Origin of the sequence: Ferrimonas aestuarii (assembly GCF_005116665.1) — a bacterium.
Classification (GTDB): domain Bacteria; phylum Pseudomonadota; class Gammaproteobacteria; order Enterobacterales; family Shewanellaceae; genus Ferrimonas; species Ferrimonas aestuarii.
Window position 1 is genome coordinate 129,216 of record NZ_SWCJ01000003.1, and the last position, 16,676, is coordinate 145,891.

Sequence of the window (16,676 nt, forward strand, 5' to 3'; positions counted from 1 at the left end):
CGAAAATTGTATCCTAACTCATTAATCCTGAAGCACTTCGCAGTCTGGGCAGGCTTCTAAAAATGCCTGCGGTACCCGCAATTTGTGATAGTGCGAACCATAATCCTCATCCAGTCCAGGACGGGTGGCTCGGCGAAAATCCAGCTTCTTCAGCCAAGGCATCTTCAATAACACCTTGGGAAATTCACGGAAGTGGTTAAAGGAGAGATCCAGCTCCTCAAGCTGAGTGAACTTGGTCATCGCACTTGGCAGGGAATCCAACATGTTGTGGGCCAAGCTTAAGCTGGTGATCTCGGTAAATTGGTCGGCGCCTTTGGGTAGCGTACTCAATAGGCAGTTGCCCAGATCCAGACGACGAATAGTACGCCCGCTGGCCAACTCCTTTGGAATCTCGATTTTCACTGCACCCAGCAGACTATCGTTGTTGAGATAGTGCATCGGGTGCCAGTGCAGGTTAATTTGAGATTCTTTGTGCCAGAACTCCTGAATCTGATCCATCCCCATGCCTCGGCGCCAGTTAAGGCAGTCGCCCTCAACCAGTGACTCCAGCATCGACAAACGCAGCTCGGCTGGGGTCTTTTGCAGCATCACGTAGATAAGGCCTTCGCCATAACGCCTAAAGAACAGCTGCGCAAACTCCATGCACAGCACTTCGCCCCACTTTCTGCGCTGCTTCTTAAGCTTATCCACCATCACCCCCTGCCCCTTGAGGTTGCCGTAATCGTCAAGGCCACGGCAGTTGTGGAACAGGATGCGGTCGTTTACCGCCAGCTGGAAGGCTTCATCCCCCATGCCCGCCAGCAGATGTTTGATCTGCTTACGAAAGCTATTGTCGGCAGTGGTTTTCAAAATCAGGAACAGCGGCAGGCGCATCGCTTCGGTCACCCCGCCCTGTTCCAACATCTGTACCGCAACCTTGTGGGACGCTTCATCGGGAGAGGCCAACATCTCCAATACGCTGGCCTCCATCGATTCGCCGCCCTGCTGCTGCAGAAACTTAGGTGCATTGGCTTCAAAGCACTGCTGCAGCACCGAATCATCGATGATGGCGTGACGCTCAAGATCGAAACTCTCGATGTTCTTAGGTGCGCTGCCCAGCAAAATGTGAGTGACCTTGTCATCCAATTTCTTACTGAGGCTAAAGCCCACCTCCTCGGCTTTGGCTTTGAGCTCAGTGGCCTTAAAGCCACTGCGACCAGAAACAAACAGGATGCTGTCGGCACCAAAAGGTCGCTGCTGCTGATTGTGCTGAGCCAACTGGCTTAGCCACGCTTTGTGCTGCGCCTTAAAGCGGTTGTACTTCGCCGCCATCATCGTCAAATGGAAATTAGCCGGCATGGATGGCAGCTCAACTGGCTTATACACAGGAGCCAAGATATTCAGGTAGCCCAAAGACTCCTCATCACTTAGGTGGGAGCGCTTTAAGATCTGCCACTCCGCCGCCAATTTTTCGTTGCTGATGTCCAAATCCAATTCCGCATTTAGGTTGATCCAGGCGGGATCAAACTGCTTCATTTCAATGTCTAGACGCAGCGACTTTAGAGCGGGAATGGCGATTAGATCCTGCTGATCTGGCAATGATGCTTGCTCATGACGCCAAGGCTTAATCCACACGTCAGCAAGGGCCGTCATCTGGCTCATGTCTCCCAGTCGAGGCAGGCTAACGGATAGCAAACTAAGCCGCTCAATGGTGCTGCTGCCCAGCACCGACGTCGGTAACTGCTCCAGCTCTGCCCCTTGTAGAGTCAAACTGGTAAGCGCCGGCAGCTCAGGCATCTGTGACACTTTGCCCTTAACGACAAAATTACACTGAGCGAGTTTCGGGCTGTGAGCCAGCCAGTCCAGTTGGTCGCCTTTTAAGCCAAAAACCCACGCTCTGGTCAACTCTGGCAGTACCAACGCATTGGCCTGCTCTAGTGCCCCACTGGCATTGAAGTAGTTAAAATCTTCAACCACCATCCCATGAGGCAGCAGCAGGCCTGAAATCGGGGTCTGTTCGCACTTAAGTTCAAACTTAGTGGCTCGAGTCAGCTTGGCAAACAGCGCCGCAGGCAGGGGCGGTGTCGGCTCGCTTAAGGTTAGGGTGAGTCGGTTGAGCTCCTTAAGCTCACCGAGAAGATCCTCCGAAAGCTCAGCTGAGCCCAGATTCAGAGTTAACTGGTCTAGGTCTTGGTTGGCACCCAAGATGGCACCGGGCAGTTTGCCGATACAGTGAGCATCTAAGGTGAACTCTTGCAGTGAGCTTGGCAAACAAAGCTGGTTCACAGACAGAGCCGTTGGGCCATCATCATAGTAATCCAGTTGCCCCAGAACCACCGAGGTCAGTTGGCTGTTCTCAAGATCACAACAGAGCGCTTTCACCTGAGACTCCAGCCCTACCTTAAGCACCTTCAAAGGGGATTGGTCACTGATGACAACGTTTACGCTGGACTGGTAGAGGCGCACCGTCAGCTCGGTCAGCTTAGGTAGGCTTGAGAGCAGCGCCAGATCTTCATCGCGGCATTGGCTCAGCGTCAACTTTTCCAAATTGGCCAAGTGCTCCGGATTGACGCCCTCCAATCTCACCGACAGTTTATCGCGGCTTCGAGTCGGCATCTCCAGTTCAGACAAGTTGGGAAACTGCTGAAAGAACTCGGCATTGACCTCTTTGCGGCCACCCACGCGGCCAAGATCTTCAAAAGTCAGCTTACGAAGCCGAGGGAAAGCTCGACTGAGCTGCTGCCAACTCTCCATCGGCTCATCACTGTCATAAAACAGATGTTCGACATCAAGGTGTACCGATTCCAGCAGGGAGTCGTGATTGTAATCTTCCAGTTCCATGCTCTGCATGGAGCCTCCTTACGGTTCTGTTCTGGGTGGGGGCGCGACAAAGGCACGGCAACAAGGGTGACCAGCGAGAATCACCTCAAAAATTCGATTAGGTTCAACTTCGATACGCCGGGTGGCTGCAGAAATTGATTCGCTCAGTCGAGCGTGGTGGACAGGTTTCCAGATGGGTACTGCGAGGTGTCGTCTGTGTACGGTTACTGCGCGTACCGGGCTTTACGTTAAAATCACCAAACATCGGTTTCAACGAAATGCTCCTAAAACTCTTACTATCAAAAATCGAACGTGGATTGACCACTTGAGCATTGTATGGATAATTCACGGTAAATCATATAGTTAATCTGGATTACGCTATAAACAACGCCAACCTGTCACGAATCCTAGTCAAACTGATGCTCAATGAGCCCTTTTACGGCCATTATCTGAGTAGTTTTCATAAGGCTACCCTAGAGCAAGGCGACGAAGGAACCGCTCCTCTTGAGATAAAACTCAAAGAAAACAGTAACATTCAGTTTATATGCCACTTTACCCCCTGGGGCGCATTGAGTGAGCCTCAACAGCTGGGTGCGCTGAAACATGAAGCCCTGCACTTGGTCTTAAGGCACCCCTTCGACCGTCATCAATACGCGGACTCAGCCCGCTTTGATCTGGCGGCGGATCTGGTGGTGAATCAATACCTCAGTCCTGACCAATTGGCTCCGAATGCCCCAACTCTCGAACTGGTAAACCAGTGGCTGACGGGACTAGGTCACCCTGAATTAGAGCCCCATCGCGAACTGAGCTACTACTACCAGAAACTGCCCCAAAGCAACCAATTCTCGGGCAATCAGGGCTTTGACGGTGCAGGGCAAGGACATCAAAGTTGGAACGCATTGGGTCAGCTCAATGAAGCCCATCGCTCTCTGGTGAGTCAGCAGCTGGACAGTAAACTGGAGGAAAGCGCTCAACGCACCGAGCAGGTAAACGCCAGAGCACGAGGCCTTTTGCCCGCTAGCGTGCAGGAAGCCCTTGCTCAGGCCATTGCTCGTCGGCGCCCTACGGTCAACTGGCGGCGACTACTCAGGCTGTTTGCCGCCAGCGCTCGGCGCACCTCAGTGAAAAACACCCTAAGGCGCCCTTCGAAGCGCTACGGCACCACACCGGGCACCCGCATTCAGCCCCATCAACACATCTTGGTGGCTGTGGATACCTCTGCCAGTGTCGATGACCAGCAGCTAAGTCGATTTTTTGAAGAGCTGCATCACATCTGGCGTGCCGGCGCCGAGCTCACCATCGTTGAATGCGATACCGAAATTAAACGTCAGTACCGCTACAAAGGTGAATCGCCTAAAGAGATCAGTGGCCGTGGCGGCACCTGCTTTGACGCCCCCATTGAGATGGCAAACCGACTTAGGGTTGATGCCACCGTCTACTTCACCGACGGTGAAGCGCCGCCGCCGGAGGTTCCGGCGCGGGCCCCAATTCTGTGGTTGATTCACAACGACCGCACCTCGATAAAAAGCACACCTCTTTGCCAATGCGGTCGGGTAATCCCCATGACCGACACCGAAACCAGTACGAGACATTCATGACACACAGCCACAACTACAGCTACTACGGTTTAACCTGCCAAGCGCCAGAAGTGCGCAACTTCATCGAGCATCTGCTACCTAAATCAGGTCAGCGCAGCGTTCCTGTCTGCATCTGGGGCCGTCACGGCATAGGTAAAACCCAGATGGTGGAGCAGATCGCCAAAGAGAAAGGGATGCAGTGGCGCGCCATTGCTCCCGCGCAGTTTGAGGAGATGGGAGATCTATTGGGGATGCCTCAGGTAACCCAAAATGAGCAGGGAGAAAACGTAACGCAATTTGCCGCTCCCCACTGGGTGCCGACCGAACCTGGTCCAGGCATCCTGCTGATTGATGACGTTAACCGTGCCGATGAGCGCATCCTTCGAGGCATCATGCAGCTGCTGCAAAACCACGAACTCATCAGCTGGGCGCTGCCTGAAGGCTGGCAAATTGTGCTTACTGCAAACCCAGATGGCGGTGACTACTCGGTGACGCCAATGGACGATGCCATGCTAACCCGCATGATGCACATCACCATGGAGTTTGATGCCAAAGCCTGGGCACTGTGGGCAGAAGGTGCCAACATCGACCCCAGAGGCATCGACTTTGTATTGACCTATCCCGAGCTGGTCAGTGGCGAGCGCACCACCCCTCGCTCTCTGGTGCAGTTCTTCCAAGCCATTGCGCCAATCGAGGATCTGAAGTCGCAGCTGCCACTGGTGAACATTCTGGCTCGCTCCTGTTTGGATGAGACCACCTGCGCCGCGTTCATCGCCTTTGTGGAGCAGAACCTGAGTAAGCTGGTTTCGCCTCAAGCAATGGTAGAAGCGAAATCATTCGATAAGGAGATCGCTCCGCAAATTGAGCGCATCGCCGGTGGTGCCGCACCACGGATCGACATTCTGGCCACCCTGTGTACCCGTCTGCACCACTACCTGAAAGTCAGTGGCGTTAAGCTCAAACCGGCTCAAATTGGCAATGTGCAGGCATTCCTTAAGCTGACCTTCCTGCCAAACGATCTGCGCCTTGGATTGATGCAGGATCTGATGAACAGCGGCAATGCTTCGGTGAAGGGGGTGTTGGCAGATGCAGAACTGGCCAAGCTGTTCCTAAGCAACGCTTAACTCTAGCAACGCTTAACTCTAGTAACGCCTAAGCCCCCAAGAAAAAATGCCAGTTCGCTAAGCGAACTGGCATTTTTGTTTGAGGCAGTTTGAAAAGCCGAGGCCGATTACGGCGTCAGGCTCTCCTGATCCGCACCCTCTTTCTCAATCACTACCGGCATCATGTGCTCACGGCACAGACCCAGCTTGATGGAGATGTAACTCGCTACGTAGATGGAGGAGTAGGTACCAAAACCGATACCCAGCAACATCGCCGTTGCAAAGCCATGAATCATAGAGCCACCCTGAATGAACAGAGCGATCACCACAAACAGGGTTGTACCCGTGGTGATGATGGTACGAGTCATGGTTTGAGTTACTGAGGTATTCACCACGTGAGATGGGGAGCCCTTACGCATCTTGCGGAAGTTTTCACGCACACGGTCAAATACCACGATGGTGTCGTTAAGGGAGTAACCCACTACCGCCAGCAGCGCCGCCAGTACCGTCAGGTCGAACTCCAAGAAGAAAAAGGAGAACACACCTAGGGTAACCACAACGTCGTGCACCAAGGCAGCAACCGCACCCAGAGCCAAACGCCACTCAAAGCGGAACGCCACATATGCCAAGATACAGATGATGGCGGTCAGTACGGCCAAGCCGCCCTGCTCTGCCAACTCTTTACCTACCTGTGGGCCCACAAACTCTACGCGCTTAATCACAGCGTCAGATTCTAGGCTACGAGCAGCCTGTTCGATCTTCGCCACCAGCTCGTTACCGGTACCGGCTTTAGGCGGAACGCGGATCAGCAGGTCGGTAGCGGCACCGAAGTGCTGCACAATCACACCTTCAAAACCTTGAGCTTCAACGGCACGGCGCAGTTCAGCGGTCTCTTTGGCCTCTTTGTAAACGATCTCAACAACGGTACCGCCAGTGAAATCCAGGCCCCAGTTGATGCCCTTAGTCGCCAGGGAGGCCACTGAAGCGATCATCAACACAATCGACAGCGCACTGATCACTTTAGCGTGACGAAGGAAGTCGACTACATTGTTGAGTTTTAACAGTTCAAACATGGATAGACGTCCTTAAATCGACAGTTTCTTGATGCGCTTGCCGCCCCACAGGGCGTTAACCACAGCACGAGTACCGACAATGGCGGTAAACATGGAGGTTGCAATACCGATCATCAGGGTCACCGCGAAGCCTTTCACCGGACCGGTTCCCACAGAGAACAGGATCAAAGCGGTCAGCAATGTGGTGATGTTGGCATCGGCAATGGTAGACAGCGCGTTGGCGTAGCCTTCATGAATCGCCTGCTGGACACTGCGGCCCGCTTTAAGCTCTTCACGAATACGCTCGAAGATAAGCACGTTACCATCCACCGCCATACCCACGGTCAATACGATACCGGCAATACCCGGCATGGTCAGCGTGGCACCTGGGATCATCGACATGATGCCCACCATCAGTACCATGTTGGCCACCAGAGCACCCACGGAGATCACACCGAACTTACGGTAGTAGATGCCCATGAAGATAATCACCGCCAGCAGGCCAGAAACCATGGCCGCCATACCGTTGTCGATGTTCTCTTGACCCATTGATGGACCAATGGTGCTCTCCTGCACGATGGTGATCGGTGCAATCAAGGCACCAGCACGCAGCAGCAGTGCCAGCTTCTGAGATTCTTGAGGGCTATCGATACCAGTAATGCGGAAGCTGCGACCCAAACGCGCCTGAATGGTGGCGGTGTTGATCACCTCTTCATGCTTGGTGAACTGAGGCGAACCGTCGGCGTTACGCTTACCGGTAGACTTGTACTCGATGAATACGGTGGCCATCGCCTTGCCGATCTTGTCACGAGTAAAGTCGGCCATCTTGTTACCGCCGGTAGCATCCAAGTTGATGGACACCTGTGGCTGGCTGGTTTCACTGAAACCAGACTGAGCACCAGTAATGTGGTCACCGGTCAGGATGACACGCTTATCCAGCAAAACTGGGCGGCCATCGGCACTTTGGAACAGCTCAGAGCCTGGAGGAACGCGGCCATTAATAGCGGCATTCAGGTCAGCCCCTTCGGAAACCAAACGGAACTCCAGAGTCGCCGTTGCACCCAAAATCTCTTTGGCGCGAGCGGTATCTTGAACCCCTGGCAACTCAACCACGATGCGGTTGGCACCTTGCTGCTGAACCACTGGCTCAGCCACACCCAGTTCGTTTACACGGTTACGCAAAATGGTGATGTTCTGTGCCAAGGCGTACTTCTGCACTTCAGACAGGTAAGCCTCAGACATGGTCACCAGCAGGTTCAGACCGTCATCTTCAAACACCAAGTTCGGGTTACGCTGCTTGAGAAAGTCTTCTGCTTTGTACAGGGTATCTTCATCACGGAAGCGGATTTCGATGCCCTTAGCACCGGCACGAATACCGGAGTAGCGCAGACGCTGCTCACGCAGATCGGAACGGAAATCGGTAACCAGTTGGGTTTCCTGCTTGCGAATGGCCTCGCTCATGTCCACTTCCATCAGGAAGTGCACACCGCCACGAAGGTCCAAACCCAGCTTCATTGGTGAACCACCAATGGACGCCAGCCAATCAGGGGTAGCTGGGGCCAAGTTCAACGCCACAAAGTAGTTCTGACCCAGCTCTTTGGCAACCAGTTCTTTGGCTACCAGCTGATCTTCACCGTTGTTGAAACGCAGCAGAATCTGACCATTTTCAAACTCTGAGCGTTTCAGCGCCAGCCCCTTTTCCTCAAGTGCATCTTGCAGCTGAGACAGGGTATTGGCCGTCACTTCAGCATTACGGCCCGCCGAAATCTGCAACGCAGGGTCTTCACCAAACACGTTTGGCAAAGCGTAAAGTGCACCGATGGAGATGATAAACACCACCATCAGGCTCTTCCATAAAGGATATTTATTCAGCACAACCGTGCCCTCTTCAGAAGCTTACAGAGATTGCAGAGAACCTTTTGGCAGTACTGCAGATACATAGCTCTTCTGAATGGTCACTTTGGTGTCATCGTTCAGAGCCAGAACAATGAAGTCATCGTCTTCTTTGATCTTGGCGATCTTGCCTACTAGGCCACCGCTGGTCAGCACTTCATCACCCTTGCTCAGGGAGCCCATCAGATCTTTGTGCTCTTTTACACGCTTCGCTTGCGGGCGGTAGATCATGAAGTAAAAGATCAGACCGAACACCGCCAGCATGATCATCATTTCAAAACCGCCACCTTGAGGTGCGGCACCAGATTCGGCGTAGGCCATTGGAATAAACATAGTGTTTCTCTTTTAGTTCTAGGTTAATCAATCAATCGCAGGAGGCACTGGGCGGCCCTGCTTGGTATAGAATTCAGCTACAAAGTCGTCCAATTTACCCTGCTCAATGGCGCCTCGCAAACCTTTCATAACCGTCTGGTAGTAGTGCAGGTTATGGATGGTGTTCAAACGCGCACCCAGAATCTCATTGCACTTGTCCAGATGGTACAGGTAGGAGCGGGTATAGTTCTTACAGGTGTAGCAATCGCACTCAGGATCCAGTGGGCTGGTGTCGTCACGATGTTTCGCGTTACGAATTTTCACCACACCTTCTGAGGTGAACAGGTGGCCGTTTCGGGCGTTACGGGTCGGCATTACGCAGTCGAACATGTCGATACCACGGCGCACCCCTTCCACCAGATCTTCCGGCTTACCAACGCCCATCAGGTAACGAGGTTTGTCTTCAGGGATCTTAGGGCAGGTGTGCTCAAGGATGCGGTGCATGTCCTCTTTAGGCTCACCCACGGCCAGGCCACCTACGGCGTAGCCATCAAAGCCAATATTCACTAGCCCTTCTAGGGATTCATCACGCAGGTGCTCGTAAACGCCACCTTGGATGATGCCAAACAGGCTGTTCTTGTTGCCCAGACGATCGAACTCGTCACGGGAACGCTGTGCCCAACGTAGGGACATGCGCATGGAGGCGCCCGCTTCCTGCTCGGTAGCTGGGTAAGGGGTACACTCGTCGAAAATCATTACGATGTCAGAACCAAGGTGGTACTGGATATCCATCGATTTTTCTGGGTCTAGGAAGATCTTGTCGCCGTTGATTGGGTGACGGAAGTGCACCCCCTCTTCGGTGATCTTGCGGATGTGACCCAAGGAGAACACCTGGAAACCGCCGGAATCGGTCAGAATTGGCTTCTGCCAGTTCATAAAGTCATGCAGGTCGCCGTGCTTTTGCATGATCTCAGTACCTGGGCGCAGCCACAGGTGGAAGGTGTTACCCAAACAGATCTGCGCACCGGTGGCTTCAACCTCTTCTGGGGTCATGCCCTTTACGGTGCCGTAGGTGCCCACAGGCATAAACGCTGGGGTTTCAACGACGCCACGGTCAAAGGTCAGGCGGCCTCGGCGGGCGCGGCCATCGGTAGTGATCAAATCAAATTTCATAGTTACCTCATGGTCAGATAAACAGTCTGACTGAAATAAAAGTCCATGTGCATTAAACACACAATGTGGATTGCCTACTGGCTTTTCAAGGCTCGGGCCGGAAAATGTCCAACTTCTTTTTCAGAACCCACAAGTGGGCGAGCCTTAAAACAAAAAACAGAAACAGCGCATCCCAGAGGACACGCTGCTTTAAGAGGGGATTGTACCGGAATTAGTTCCGAATTAATCCAGCGATTTATCGTTGCTGTGAAGCTGTTCATCCCGATTGATGAACATTGCATCACCGTAGCTGAAAAAGCGGTACTTCTCGGCCACGGCGTGCTCATAAGCGGCCATGATCTTATCTTGGCCAGCGAAGGCGGAAACCAGCATGATCAAGGTGGATTCTGGCAGGTGGAAATTGGTCACCATGGCATCCACTAACTGGAAGCGGTACCCCGGGTAGATGAAGATATTGGTGTCACTGGCAAAGGGCTTCAGCTCTCCGGTTTGCGCCAGTGACGCTTGAGCCGCCGACTCCAGCGAACGCACCGAGGTGGTGCCCACCGCGATCACGCGGCCACCATTGGCCTTAGTGCGAATAACCGCATCCACCACGTCTTGAGGCACTTCGGCGTACTCAGAGTGCATGTGGTGATCTTCAATCTTGTCCACGCGAACCGGCTGGAAGGTACCCGCGCCAACGTGCAGAGTTACGTAAGCGAACTTAACCCCTTTGGCTTTCAATTTCGCCAGCATCGCCTCATCAAAATGCAGCCCGGCGGTAGGCGCAGCAACGGCTCCGGGGCGCTGGTTGTAGACGGTTTGATAACGCTCACGGTCAGCATCGTCGTCGGGACGGTCGATGTACGGTGGCAGAGGCATGTGGCCGATGTCATCCAGAATTCGCAAAACGGTGGAATCGCCGTGGAACTCAATCTCAAACAGGGCGTCGTGACGAGCCACCATGGTGGCCTTGATGTCGTTATCGAAATGCAGCTCGGTACCCGGCTTAGGCGATTTCGAAGAACGAACGTGAGCAAGCACTCGCTTATCATCCAGAACTCGCTCTACCAAGACTTCCAGCTTTCCGCCACTGGCTTTCTTACCAAATACTCGCGCAGGAATCACTCGGGTGTTGTTGAACACCATCAAATCGCCGTCATGCAGTTGATCCAACAGATCGGGGAATTGGGCGTCCACCAGCCGGCCACTGTTGCCATCAAGATGCAGTAACCGCGATGCGGTGCGTTCAGGCATGGGGTGGCGGGCGATCAGCTCATCAGGAAGATCAAATTTGAAATCGGCAACTTGCATAAAAGGTCTACTCAACTTTCGAACGCCGACAGCGGCGGGGGCGATATTCTATTACCAATACACGAGGGGGTCTAGGATGAAAATTTAATCAGCGATGAATCTCGCTCTTTGCAGTTCTTTACCGCCTCCTGACCGACCTTTAATCCGGTTTGGGTAATATCCTAGCAATACCCTTACTCATTGCAGACAGGAGCCTCCATGCGCACATTACTGCTTATCCTCTCCCTCTCTCTGGCGCCCTTAAGCTGGGCCCAAGATGCGGATCTTCTGGCCGAGGAGATGACCAGCCTCATCAGTGCAGAGCTGTCACTAGCTCATGACCAAGAGCAAAAGGTGCTTGAAGCCCAAACGATTTTTGCCGAAACACTGATCAGCCTTAGAGACAGCGACGGCAGCCGCCGAGAAAAGGTCAAGAAACTGCGCAGTGCCGCCGAGCAACGCGATGACCGCATCAAAGCGGTGTTAACCGACGAGCAATGGGACAAATATGAAATCCTACGGGACGAGCAGCGCCAGAAAATGCGCCAAGAGATGAAGGCTCGCAAAACCAACTCCTAAGAAGTTGATATACTGATGGCATGAACTTCTTAGCCCACCTTCATATTGCCGATGCCACCCAAACCAACTTCGCCGGTGCCATTGCCGGCGACTTTGTAAAGGGCCCACTACCGGATCAGCTAACCGACTTTGACCTCGGAGTGGCCCTTCACCGTGGGGTAGATGGTTACATCGACAGCCACCCTTTACTGCTGGAATTAAAGCAGCAATTCCCCAAGCCCTATCGGCGCACCTCAGGCATCCTGCTGGACATGGCCTTTGACCACTTGCTCGCCAAAAACTGGCATCAGTGGCACCCAAGCCAACTGCCACAGTTCACCCAGTTTGGTTACAAACAGGTGCTTAACGACGCCGCCCTACCTAATAACGCACGGCGCACAGTGACCGCTATGGCCCGAGGAGACTGGCTCAGTAGTTATGCCACCGAACACGGCTTGTCGATGGCGATAACAGGTATCAGCCGCCGCCTTAGTCGCCCACAACTGCTGCTAGGAGGAGAGCAAGCTTTAGCCGAGCTGAAATCCGACGTTCAGCAAACATTCGATAAACTCTATCCACAGATCATCGCCTTTTCTCGGCAACACGCGGATGCTTTAGCGCTAACGCAGCAAAGTTAGACGTCGACGTCACCGGCAGCTATCTGCTCTTTGACCCAGTCATTAACCACCACATCAATACTCAATTGGATGCGCTCGGTGAGCCCTCGATTTATCACCTGATGGCAGTCGCTCAAGCGCATATACCAAAGCTCTCCTGGCTGCAGCGGCAATCGCTTGCCATTGAGGATAAAGTCCACCTCCTCGGTGGCAAAGATAGGGACATGCAGGCGCACCTGCTGGCCTAAATCCAGATCCAGTTGAGGGTCTTTATGAGGCCGCACCTCTCCCAAGGGCTCAAGCCTCATCAAACGAACGTTGGTTTTCTCACACTGCAATGAATCCAGCACCTGCTGAATCGCTGGGCTCCGTTTTAGCGCCGCCGTTGGTTTCCAACTGGCCCAATCTGCACGGGTATAGTCGCCATGAGATGCCTGCGACGCATCCATCATGGTTAATGGAATCACCTGATAATGCAGATAGGGAGGGTAAGCCGCGATGAGCTCGAGAGTTTCCGCTTGCAAAGCTTTCACATCAAAGCGATGGGGTAAACGGCTGCGATCGCCGTCAAAATGCACTTCCTGTGTCATCATGCCATTTTTCCTTACTGAACTAGTCCATCGTTTTTCCCTGTGCCAACTAAGGCTTTTCATATATTTTTCATAACCTTAATTTGGCCTTGAGGCAGCATTCGACACCTTCGCCATGACCAGACTAGTCCAATTGGACGATATCGAGATAGTTCCGCCACCGATACTATAACTAACAGTAACAGTTAGGATTACAAAGACTTATTTCTATGATGTCGGTAACGCACAGGGAACGATTGCAACATGCAATTCAGTGCCACCAACAGGGTCAACTGATTGAAGCGATAGGGCTTTATCAGCACTTAGCTGACGAGATATCGACGCCTGAGCTTTATAATAATCTCGCCTCTGCCCAGATGGCCGCGGGGATGCACCAAGATGCCGCGACCACCCTAAATCAAGGGAGAGCCGATTATCCGGACCATCTGGAGCTTAAGCTAACCTTAGCCCTTCATCGCGCCGGTTCGGGGCGATACCTCGATGCCATCGCCCTTGCCGAAGAGGTCTGTATACAGCAGCCCGACCGGCCAGAGTTCGTCGTAAATCTAGCCAACATCTATTATCAGGCTCAACAACTGGAACAGGCTGAAGCCACCTACAGAAAAGTGATCTTGCTGGATCCCAACTCTTCAATGGCCCACTTCAACCTTGGCACCCTTCTCCACCAAAAAGGGGCTCTGATTCAAGCTCAACATGCCTTTGATACCGTACTGACCATCGCCCCAGAGTTTTATCAAGCCTCACTCCACCTAGGCCAGGTTCTTGCCACTCAAGGGCGCTATAAAGACGCCGTCACGCAATATCAACGGGTATTAGCACGGGAACCAGAAAACCCAACCGTGCACAACGCCATTGGCATGGCGTTTCACGTTCAAGGCATGGTAGAACAAGCCCAGCAGCACTATCACCAAGCTTTACTGATAACGGGAGATGAAGAGGAAGGCCTAGTTTTACTGGCCAATAGCTACCGTGACCTCAATGATCACACCAATGCCGAACACTACTATCAGCGCGCACTTCAGATTAATCCCAATAATGAGATCGCCCAAGAGAATCTGCGGGCGCTGTCAACCACCAAGATCGCCGCTTGGCACCTGCCTATGTTGGCCGATCAGATTCGCAACGATGCCTTTCAGCAGGCCATTCAAAATCAGGTCAAAGCTGGGGATCATGTCTTGGATATCGGCACAGGATCTGGGTTATTGGCCATGATGGCCGCCAAAGCCGGGGCTAAGCAGGTAACGGCATGCGAGATGATACCGGAGCTGGCAGAGGTCGCTACCAAGGTCATTGAAGACAATCAGCTAAGCAACAAGATAACCGTGGTCAACCAAAAATCGACCCAGCTTAGCGTCGGCTCGGCCCTTAATCAGCCTGCAAATGTTTTGATATCAGAGATTCTGGATGCTGGCCTGTTAGGTGAAGGCGTTCTGCCAACGTTCCGCCACGCTAGAGCCAACCTACTTACCGACGATGCCATTCTCATCCCTCAGGGGGCACAGGTGCATGCTTACCTCATTCAATGTGAGTCCATCAAGCAGCTGCACCCAATTACAGAAATTAGCGGCTTTGATCTCAGCGCCTTTAACCAGTTTAATCCCCGCCAAAACTGCATAACGCTGACGTTAACCAATACGCCTCACCAGAAGTTCACCGCTCCATTTCTCGCATGTGAGTTCGACTTTCGAGCGCCGCCGCCGCCAGCATCATTAACCCATCCAAACCGAACCGAGATCGCCATTACCGCGACTCACTCTGGGGAACTCCATGGCATCGCTTTCTGGTTTGATCTGCAGCTGGATGACGAGATCTCACTAAACAGTGGCCCAGAAGCCGCGCCTCTGCACTGGGGCCAAACGGTCTATCTCTTTGAGCAGAATCGCCATGTACAGCAAGGTGAATCTCTTCGACTTGCGGTACTGCAAAGTGATACCCAATTGCGATTCGAGGTCATGGATGGCTAATGAACCCAAATTTAAAATACGCAAGTGAGTTCATAGCTCATACTTTACAACGATATCACCACTGATAAGCAGCAATAACTCCAAGGAAGGAACGACTATGTCTGACAACACCAATTTCAATCCCGACAAATTGAAGCCTCTGATTGGCGAAACCTTTACCGCTACCGATGCCGAAGGCGGCCAAGTTCAAGTACGACTACATGAGGTTGAAGAGGATGTCATCAAAGGCTTTGATGGCGAATCCTTCATTGTTGACTTTCAAAGCGAGGCCAATGCCATTGCTCTCGAAGGCAGCTACCAGGTAGAGCATCCCGAAGTGGGGCAGATCGAGCTGCTGCTATCCCCCAGTGGTGAAACTCGCTGTGAAGCCGTTGTATCTCGACTAAAGCGCAATCCAGAAAACAACTAATCAACTGAACTCCGGTTTAATTCAAGGAAGGAATAAACTATGGACCCATTTCTCGCACAAATCGTGATGTTCGGGGGCAATTTCGCCCCGCGAGGCTGGTCATTTTGTGACGGCCAGCTATTGTCCATCGCCTCCAATACTGCCCTGTTTTCTCTGTTGGGCACCACCTACGGCGGCGACGGTCGCACCACTTTCGCCCTTCCAGATCTGAGAGGTCGAGTGGCCATTCATTCCGGAAACCGCAGTGCAGGCCCCGGATTAACGCCTCGACCTTTGGGTCAGCGAAGCGGGCAGGAATCGGTGACGTTAAATCAACTGCAAATACCCAGTCATACCCACTTCACCTCGGCCAGCAGCACGGCTCAGTCGACTCTGATGCTATCATCAGAAGCATCCTCTTCAGCTGCGCCCGTTGCCTCAGGTTCGCTCGGTAAAGTGAGTGCGCCCCCAAAATCGTCCAACAACGCCCAAATATACAACGGTGAGCAACCGTATGTCGCCCAGCACATTGACAGTGTTCAGACCGCGGTGGGTACCACTGTTACTGTCCAGCCAACTGGAGGCTCACAAGCCCACAACAATATGCAACCGTTTAACACGGTAAATTACATCATCGCGATGGTTGGTACGTTTCCCAGCCGCAGCTAAAGTCGGCCACACGGTTTACACCCGTTGTGACGCAAACAGTTCAAGGATGAAAAAACTATGGATCCCTTTATTGCACAAATCATTATGTTTGGCGGTAATTTCGCGCCTAGAGGCTGGGCTTTCTGCAACGGTCAATTGATGGCAATCAGCTCCAATAACGCGCTATTTTCTTTGATCGGTACCACCTATGGCGGCGACGGCCGTTCCACGTTCGCCTTACCGGATCTCCGTGGTCGTGCGCCAATTCATGCTGGCACTGGCCCTGGCTTGACCACCCGCCCCTTAGGCTATCGTTCAGGAACAGAAACCGTAACCCTAACCCCAAATCAGATGCCTCAGCATACGCATTTGGCCTCTGCTACCAACCAAGCGGTATCCCAGTTAAAGCTGTCGCCAGAAACGGGAACCTCACAAAGCCCCATTGCAAATGGCTCAATTGGTGCCGTAGGTGCCCCGCCCAAAAGCAGCAACAGCGCACTGATTTTTAACGATGATGATGAGCCGAGTGTCATCCAAAATGGAATGAGCGTTCAAACCAATGTCAATACTCAGGTTACCCTGTTTAACAGCGGCGGCTCTCAGTGGCACAACAATATGCAGCCTTACCTAGCGGTGAATTACATCATTGCATTGTACGGCACCTACCCTAGCCGAAGCTAAAGCTCGCTCTAGGAAAAAATTCAACTAAACGAAGTAGATAGGTCAA

The 16,676-nt window shown here is 52.8% G+C and carries 15 protein-coding genes; 8 read left to right on the forward strand and 7 right to left on the reverse strand.

Annotated features, from left to right (window positions below):
* Window positions 1-21: 21 nt before the first annotated feature.
* On the reverse strand, window positions 22-2,829 hold the full coding sequence (locus FCL42_RS05620) for a leucine-rich repeat domain-containing protein (RefSeq protein ID WP_136862417.1): 2,808 nt from the start codon (window positions 2,827-2,829) through the stop codon (window positions 22-24).
* Window positions 2,830-3,218: 389 nt separating this feature from the next.
* On the opposite strand from FCL42_RS05620, the gene FCL42_RS05625 reads away from it, so the two are divergent.
* Together FCL42_RS05625 and FCL42_RS05630 are read left to right on the forward strand one after the other, a co-directional pair.
* Complete coding sequence (locus tag FCL42_RS05625; protein WP_136862418.1) at window positions 3,219-4,397, forward strand: vWA domain-containing protein; 1,179 nt, start codon at window positions 3,219-3,221, stop codon at window positions 4,395-4,397.
* Window positions 4,394-5,500: an ATP-binding protein gene (locus FCL42_RS05630; protein ID WP_136862419.1), complete on the forward strand. Its 1,107-nt coding sequence runs from the start codon at window positions 4,394-4,396 to the stop codon at window positions 5,498-5,500. Before FCL42_RS05625 ends, FCL42_RS05630 begins: the two co-directional genes overlap by 4 nt.
* A 107-nt stretch (window positions 5,501-5,607) precedes the next feature.
* Here FCL42_RS05630 and secF read toward each other — a convergent pair whose 3' ends face one another.
* The 5 genes from secF to queA all read right to left on the reverse strand — a co-directional run bounded on the left by secF (window position 5,608) and on the right by queA (window position 11,205).
* On the reverse strand, window positions 5,608-6,552 hold the full coding sequence (gene secF, locus FCL42_RS05635) for a protein translocase subunit SecF (protein WP_136862420.1): 945 nt from the start codon (window positions 6,550-6,552) through the stop codon (window positions 5,608-5,610).
* A gap of 12 nt (window positions 6,553-6,564) precedes the next feature.
* Entirely contained in the window at window positions 6,565-8,406 is a 1,842-nt protein-coding gene (secD, locus tag FCL42_RS05640) for a protein translocase subunit SecD (RefSeq protein WP_136862421.1), read from the reverse strand.
* A 21-nt stretch (window positions 8,407-8,427) separates the two neighbouring features.
* Window positions 8,428-8,757 (reverse strand): preprotein translocase subunit YajC, encoded by a 330-nt coding sequence (gene yajC / locus FCL42_RS05645; RefSeq protein ID WP_136862422.1) that lies wholly within the window; start codon window positions 8,755-8,757, stop codon window positions 8,428-8,430.
* A gap of 27 nt (window positions 8,758-8,784) precedes the next feature.
* Window positions 8,785-9,909 carry a tRNA guanosine(34) transglycosylase Tgt gene (gene tgt, locus FCL42_RS05650; RefSeq protein ID WP_136862423.1) on the reverse strand — a complete coding sequence of 375 codons (1,125 nt, stop codon included), beginning with the start codon at window positions 9,907-9,909 and terminating at the stop codon, window positions 8,785-8,787.
* 222 nt (window positions 9,910-10,131) lie between these two features.
* Window positions 10,132-11,205, reverse strand: a complete 1,074-nt coding sequence (gene queA / locus FCL42_RS05655) for a tRNA preQ1(34) S-adenosylmethionine ribosyltransferase-isomerase QueA (protein WP_136862424.1) — start codon at window positions 11,203-11,205, stop codon at window positions 10,132-10,134.
* A gap of 198 nt (window positions 11,206-11,403) precedes the next feature.
* Here queA and FCL42_RS05660 point away from each other — a divergent pair, with 198 nt between their 5' ends.
* Both FCL42_RS05660 and FCL42_RS05665 read left to right on the forward strand, forming a co-directional pair.
* Window positions 11,404-11,763, forward strand: a complete 360-nt coding sequence (locus tag FCL42_RS05660) for a hypothetical protein (protein ID WP_136862425.1) — start codon at window positions 11,404-11,406, stop codon at window positions 11,761-11,763.
* A gap of 20 nt (window positions 11,764-11,783) precedes the next feature.
* On the forward strand, window positions 11,784-12,380 hold the full coding sequence (locus FCL42_RS05665; RefSeq protein ID WP_136862426.1) for an acyl carrier protein phosphodiesterase: 597 nt from the start codon (window positions 11,784-11,786) through the stop codon (window positions 12,378-12,380).
* Here the strand turns inward: FCL42_RS05665 and FCL42_RS05670 are convergent.
* Window positions 12,377-12,952 carry an aspartyl/asparaginyl beta-hydroxylase domain-containing protein gene (locus tag FCL42_RS05670; RefSeq protein ID WP_169308301.1) on the reverse strand — a complete coding sequence of 192 codons (576 nt, stop codon included), beginning with the start codon at window positions 12,950-12,952 and terminating at the stop codon, window positions 12,377-12,379. The two genes, FCL42_RS05665 and FCL42_RS05670, sit on opposite strands and share 4 nt — an antisense overlap.
* Window positions 12,953-13,158: 206 nt before the next feature.
* On the opposite strand from FCL42_RS05670, the gene FCL42_RS05675 reads away from it, so the two are divergent.
* The 4 genes from FCL42_RS05675 to FCL42_RS05690 all read left to right on the forward strand — a co-directional run bounded on the left by FCL42_RS05675 (window position 13,159) and on the right by FCL42_RS05690 (window position 16,630).
* A complete protein-coding gene (locus FCL42_RS05675) occupies window positions 13,159-14,913 on the forward strand; it encodes a tetratricopeptide repeat protein (RefSeq protein ID WP_136862428.1) in 1,755 nt (584 codons plus the stop codon).
* A 97-nt stretch (window positions 14,914-15,010) separates the two neighbouring features.
* Window positions 15,011-15,322: a DUF6916 family protein gene (locus FCL42_RS05680; RefSeq protein WP_136862429.1), complete on the forward strand. Its 312-nt coding sequence runs from the start codon at window positions 15,011-15,013 to the stop codon at window positions 15,320-15,322.
* Between the two features lie 39 nt (window positions 15,323-15,361).
* Window positions 15,362-15,970, forward strand: coding sequence for a phage tail protein (locus tag FCL42_RS05685; protein WP_136862430.1), 609 nt, complete (start codon window positions 15,362-15,364; stop codon window positions 15,968-15,970).
* A 57-nt stretch (window positions 15,971-16,027) separates the two neighbouring features.
* On the forward strand, window positions 16,028-16,630 hold the full coding sequence (locus FCL42_RS05690; protein ID WP_136862431.1) for a phage tail protein: 603 nt from the start codon (window positions 16,028-16,030) through the stop codon (window positions 16,628-16,630).
* Window positions 16,631-16,676 lie beyond the last annotated feature (46 nt).

What these genes read in the sequence shown, in the direction of transcription:
- FCL42_RS05620 (WP_136862417.1), bottom strand. Translation starts at nt 2,829, where the DNA reads ATGCAGAGCATGGAACTGGAAGATTACAATCACGACTCCCTGCTGGAA.
- FCL42_RS05625 (WP_136862418.1), top strand. Translation starts at nt 3,219, where the DNA reads ATGCTCAATGAGCCCTTTTACGGCCATTATCTGAGTAGTTTTCATAAG.
- FCL42_RS05630 (WP_136862419.1), top strand. Translation starts at nt 4,394, where the DNA reads ATGACACACAGCCACAACTACAGCTACTACGGTTTAACCTGCCAAGCG.
- secF (WP_136862420.1), bottom strand. Translation starts at nt 6,552, where the DNA reads ATGTTTGAACTGTTAAAACTCAACAATGTAGTCGACTTCCTTCGTCAC.
- yajC (WP_136862422.1), bottom strand. Translation starts at nt 8,757, where the DNA reads ATGTTTATTCCAATGGCCTACGCCGAATCTGGTGCCGCACCTCAAGGT.
- tgt (WP_136862423.1), bottom strand. Translation starts at nt 9,909, where the DNA reads ATGAAATTTGATTTGATCACTACCGATGGCCGCGCCCGCCGAGGCCGC.
- queA (WP_136862424.1), bottom strand. Translation starts at nt 11,205, where the DNA reads ATGCAAGTTGCCGATTTCAAATTTGATCTTCCTGATGAGCTGATCGCC.
- FCL42_RS05660 (WP_136862425.1), top strand. Translation starts at nt 11,404, where the DNA reads ATGCGCACATTACTGCTTATCCTCTCCCTCTCTCTGGCGCCCTTAAGC.
- FCL42_RS05665 (WP_136862426.1), top strand. Translation starts at nt 11,784, where the DNA reads ATGAACTTCTTAGCCCACCTTCATATTGCCGATGCCACCCAAACCAAC.
- FCL42_RS05670 (WP_169308301.1), bottom strand. Translation starts at nt 12,952, where the DNA reads ATGATGACACAGGAAGTGCATTTTGACGGCGATCGCAGCCGTTTACCC.
- FCL42_RS05675 (WP_136862428.1), top strand. Translation starts at nt 13,159, where the DNA reads ATGATGTCGGTAACGCACAGGGAACGATTGCAACATGCAATTCAGTGC.
- FCL42_RS05680 (WP_136862429.1), top strand. Translation starts at nt 15,011, where the DNA reads ATGTCTGACAACACCAATTTCAATCCCGACAAATTGAAGCCTCTGATT.
- FCL42_RS05685 (WP_136862430.1), top strand. Translation starts at nt 15,362, where the DNA reads ATGGACCCATTTCTCGCACAAATCGTGATGTTCGGGGGCAATTTCGCC.
- FCL42_RS05690 (WP_136862431.1), top strand. Translation starts at nt 16,028, where the DNA reads ATGGATCCCTTTATTGCACAAATCATTATGTTTGGCGGTAATTTCGCG.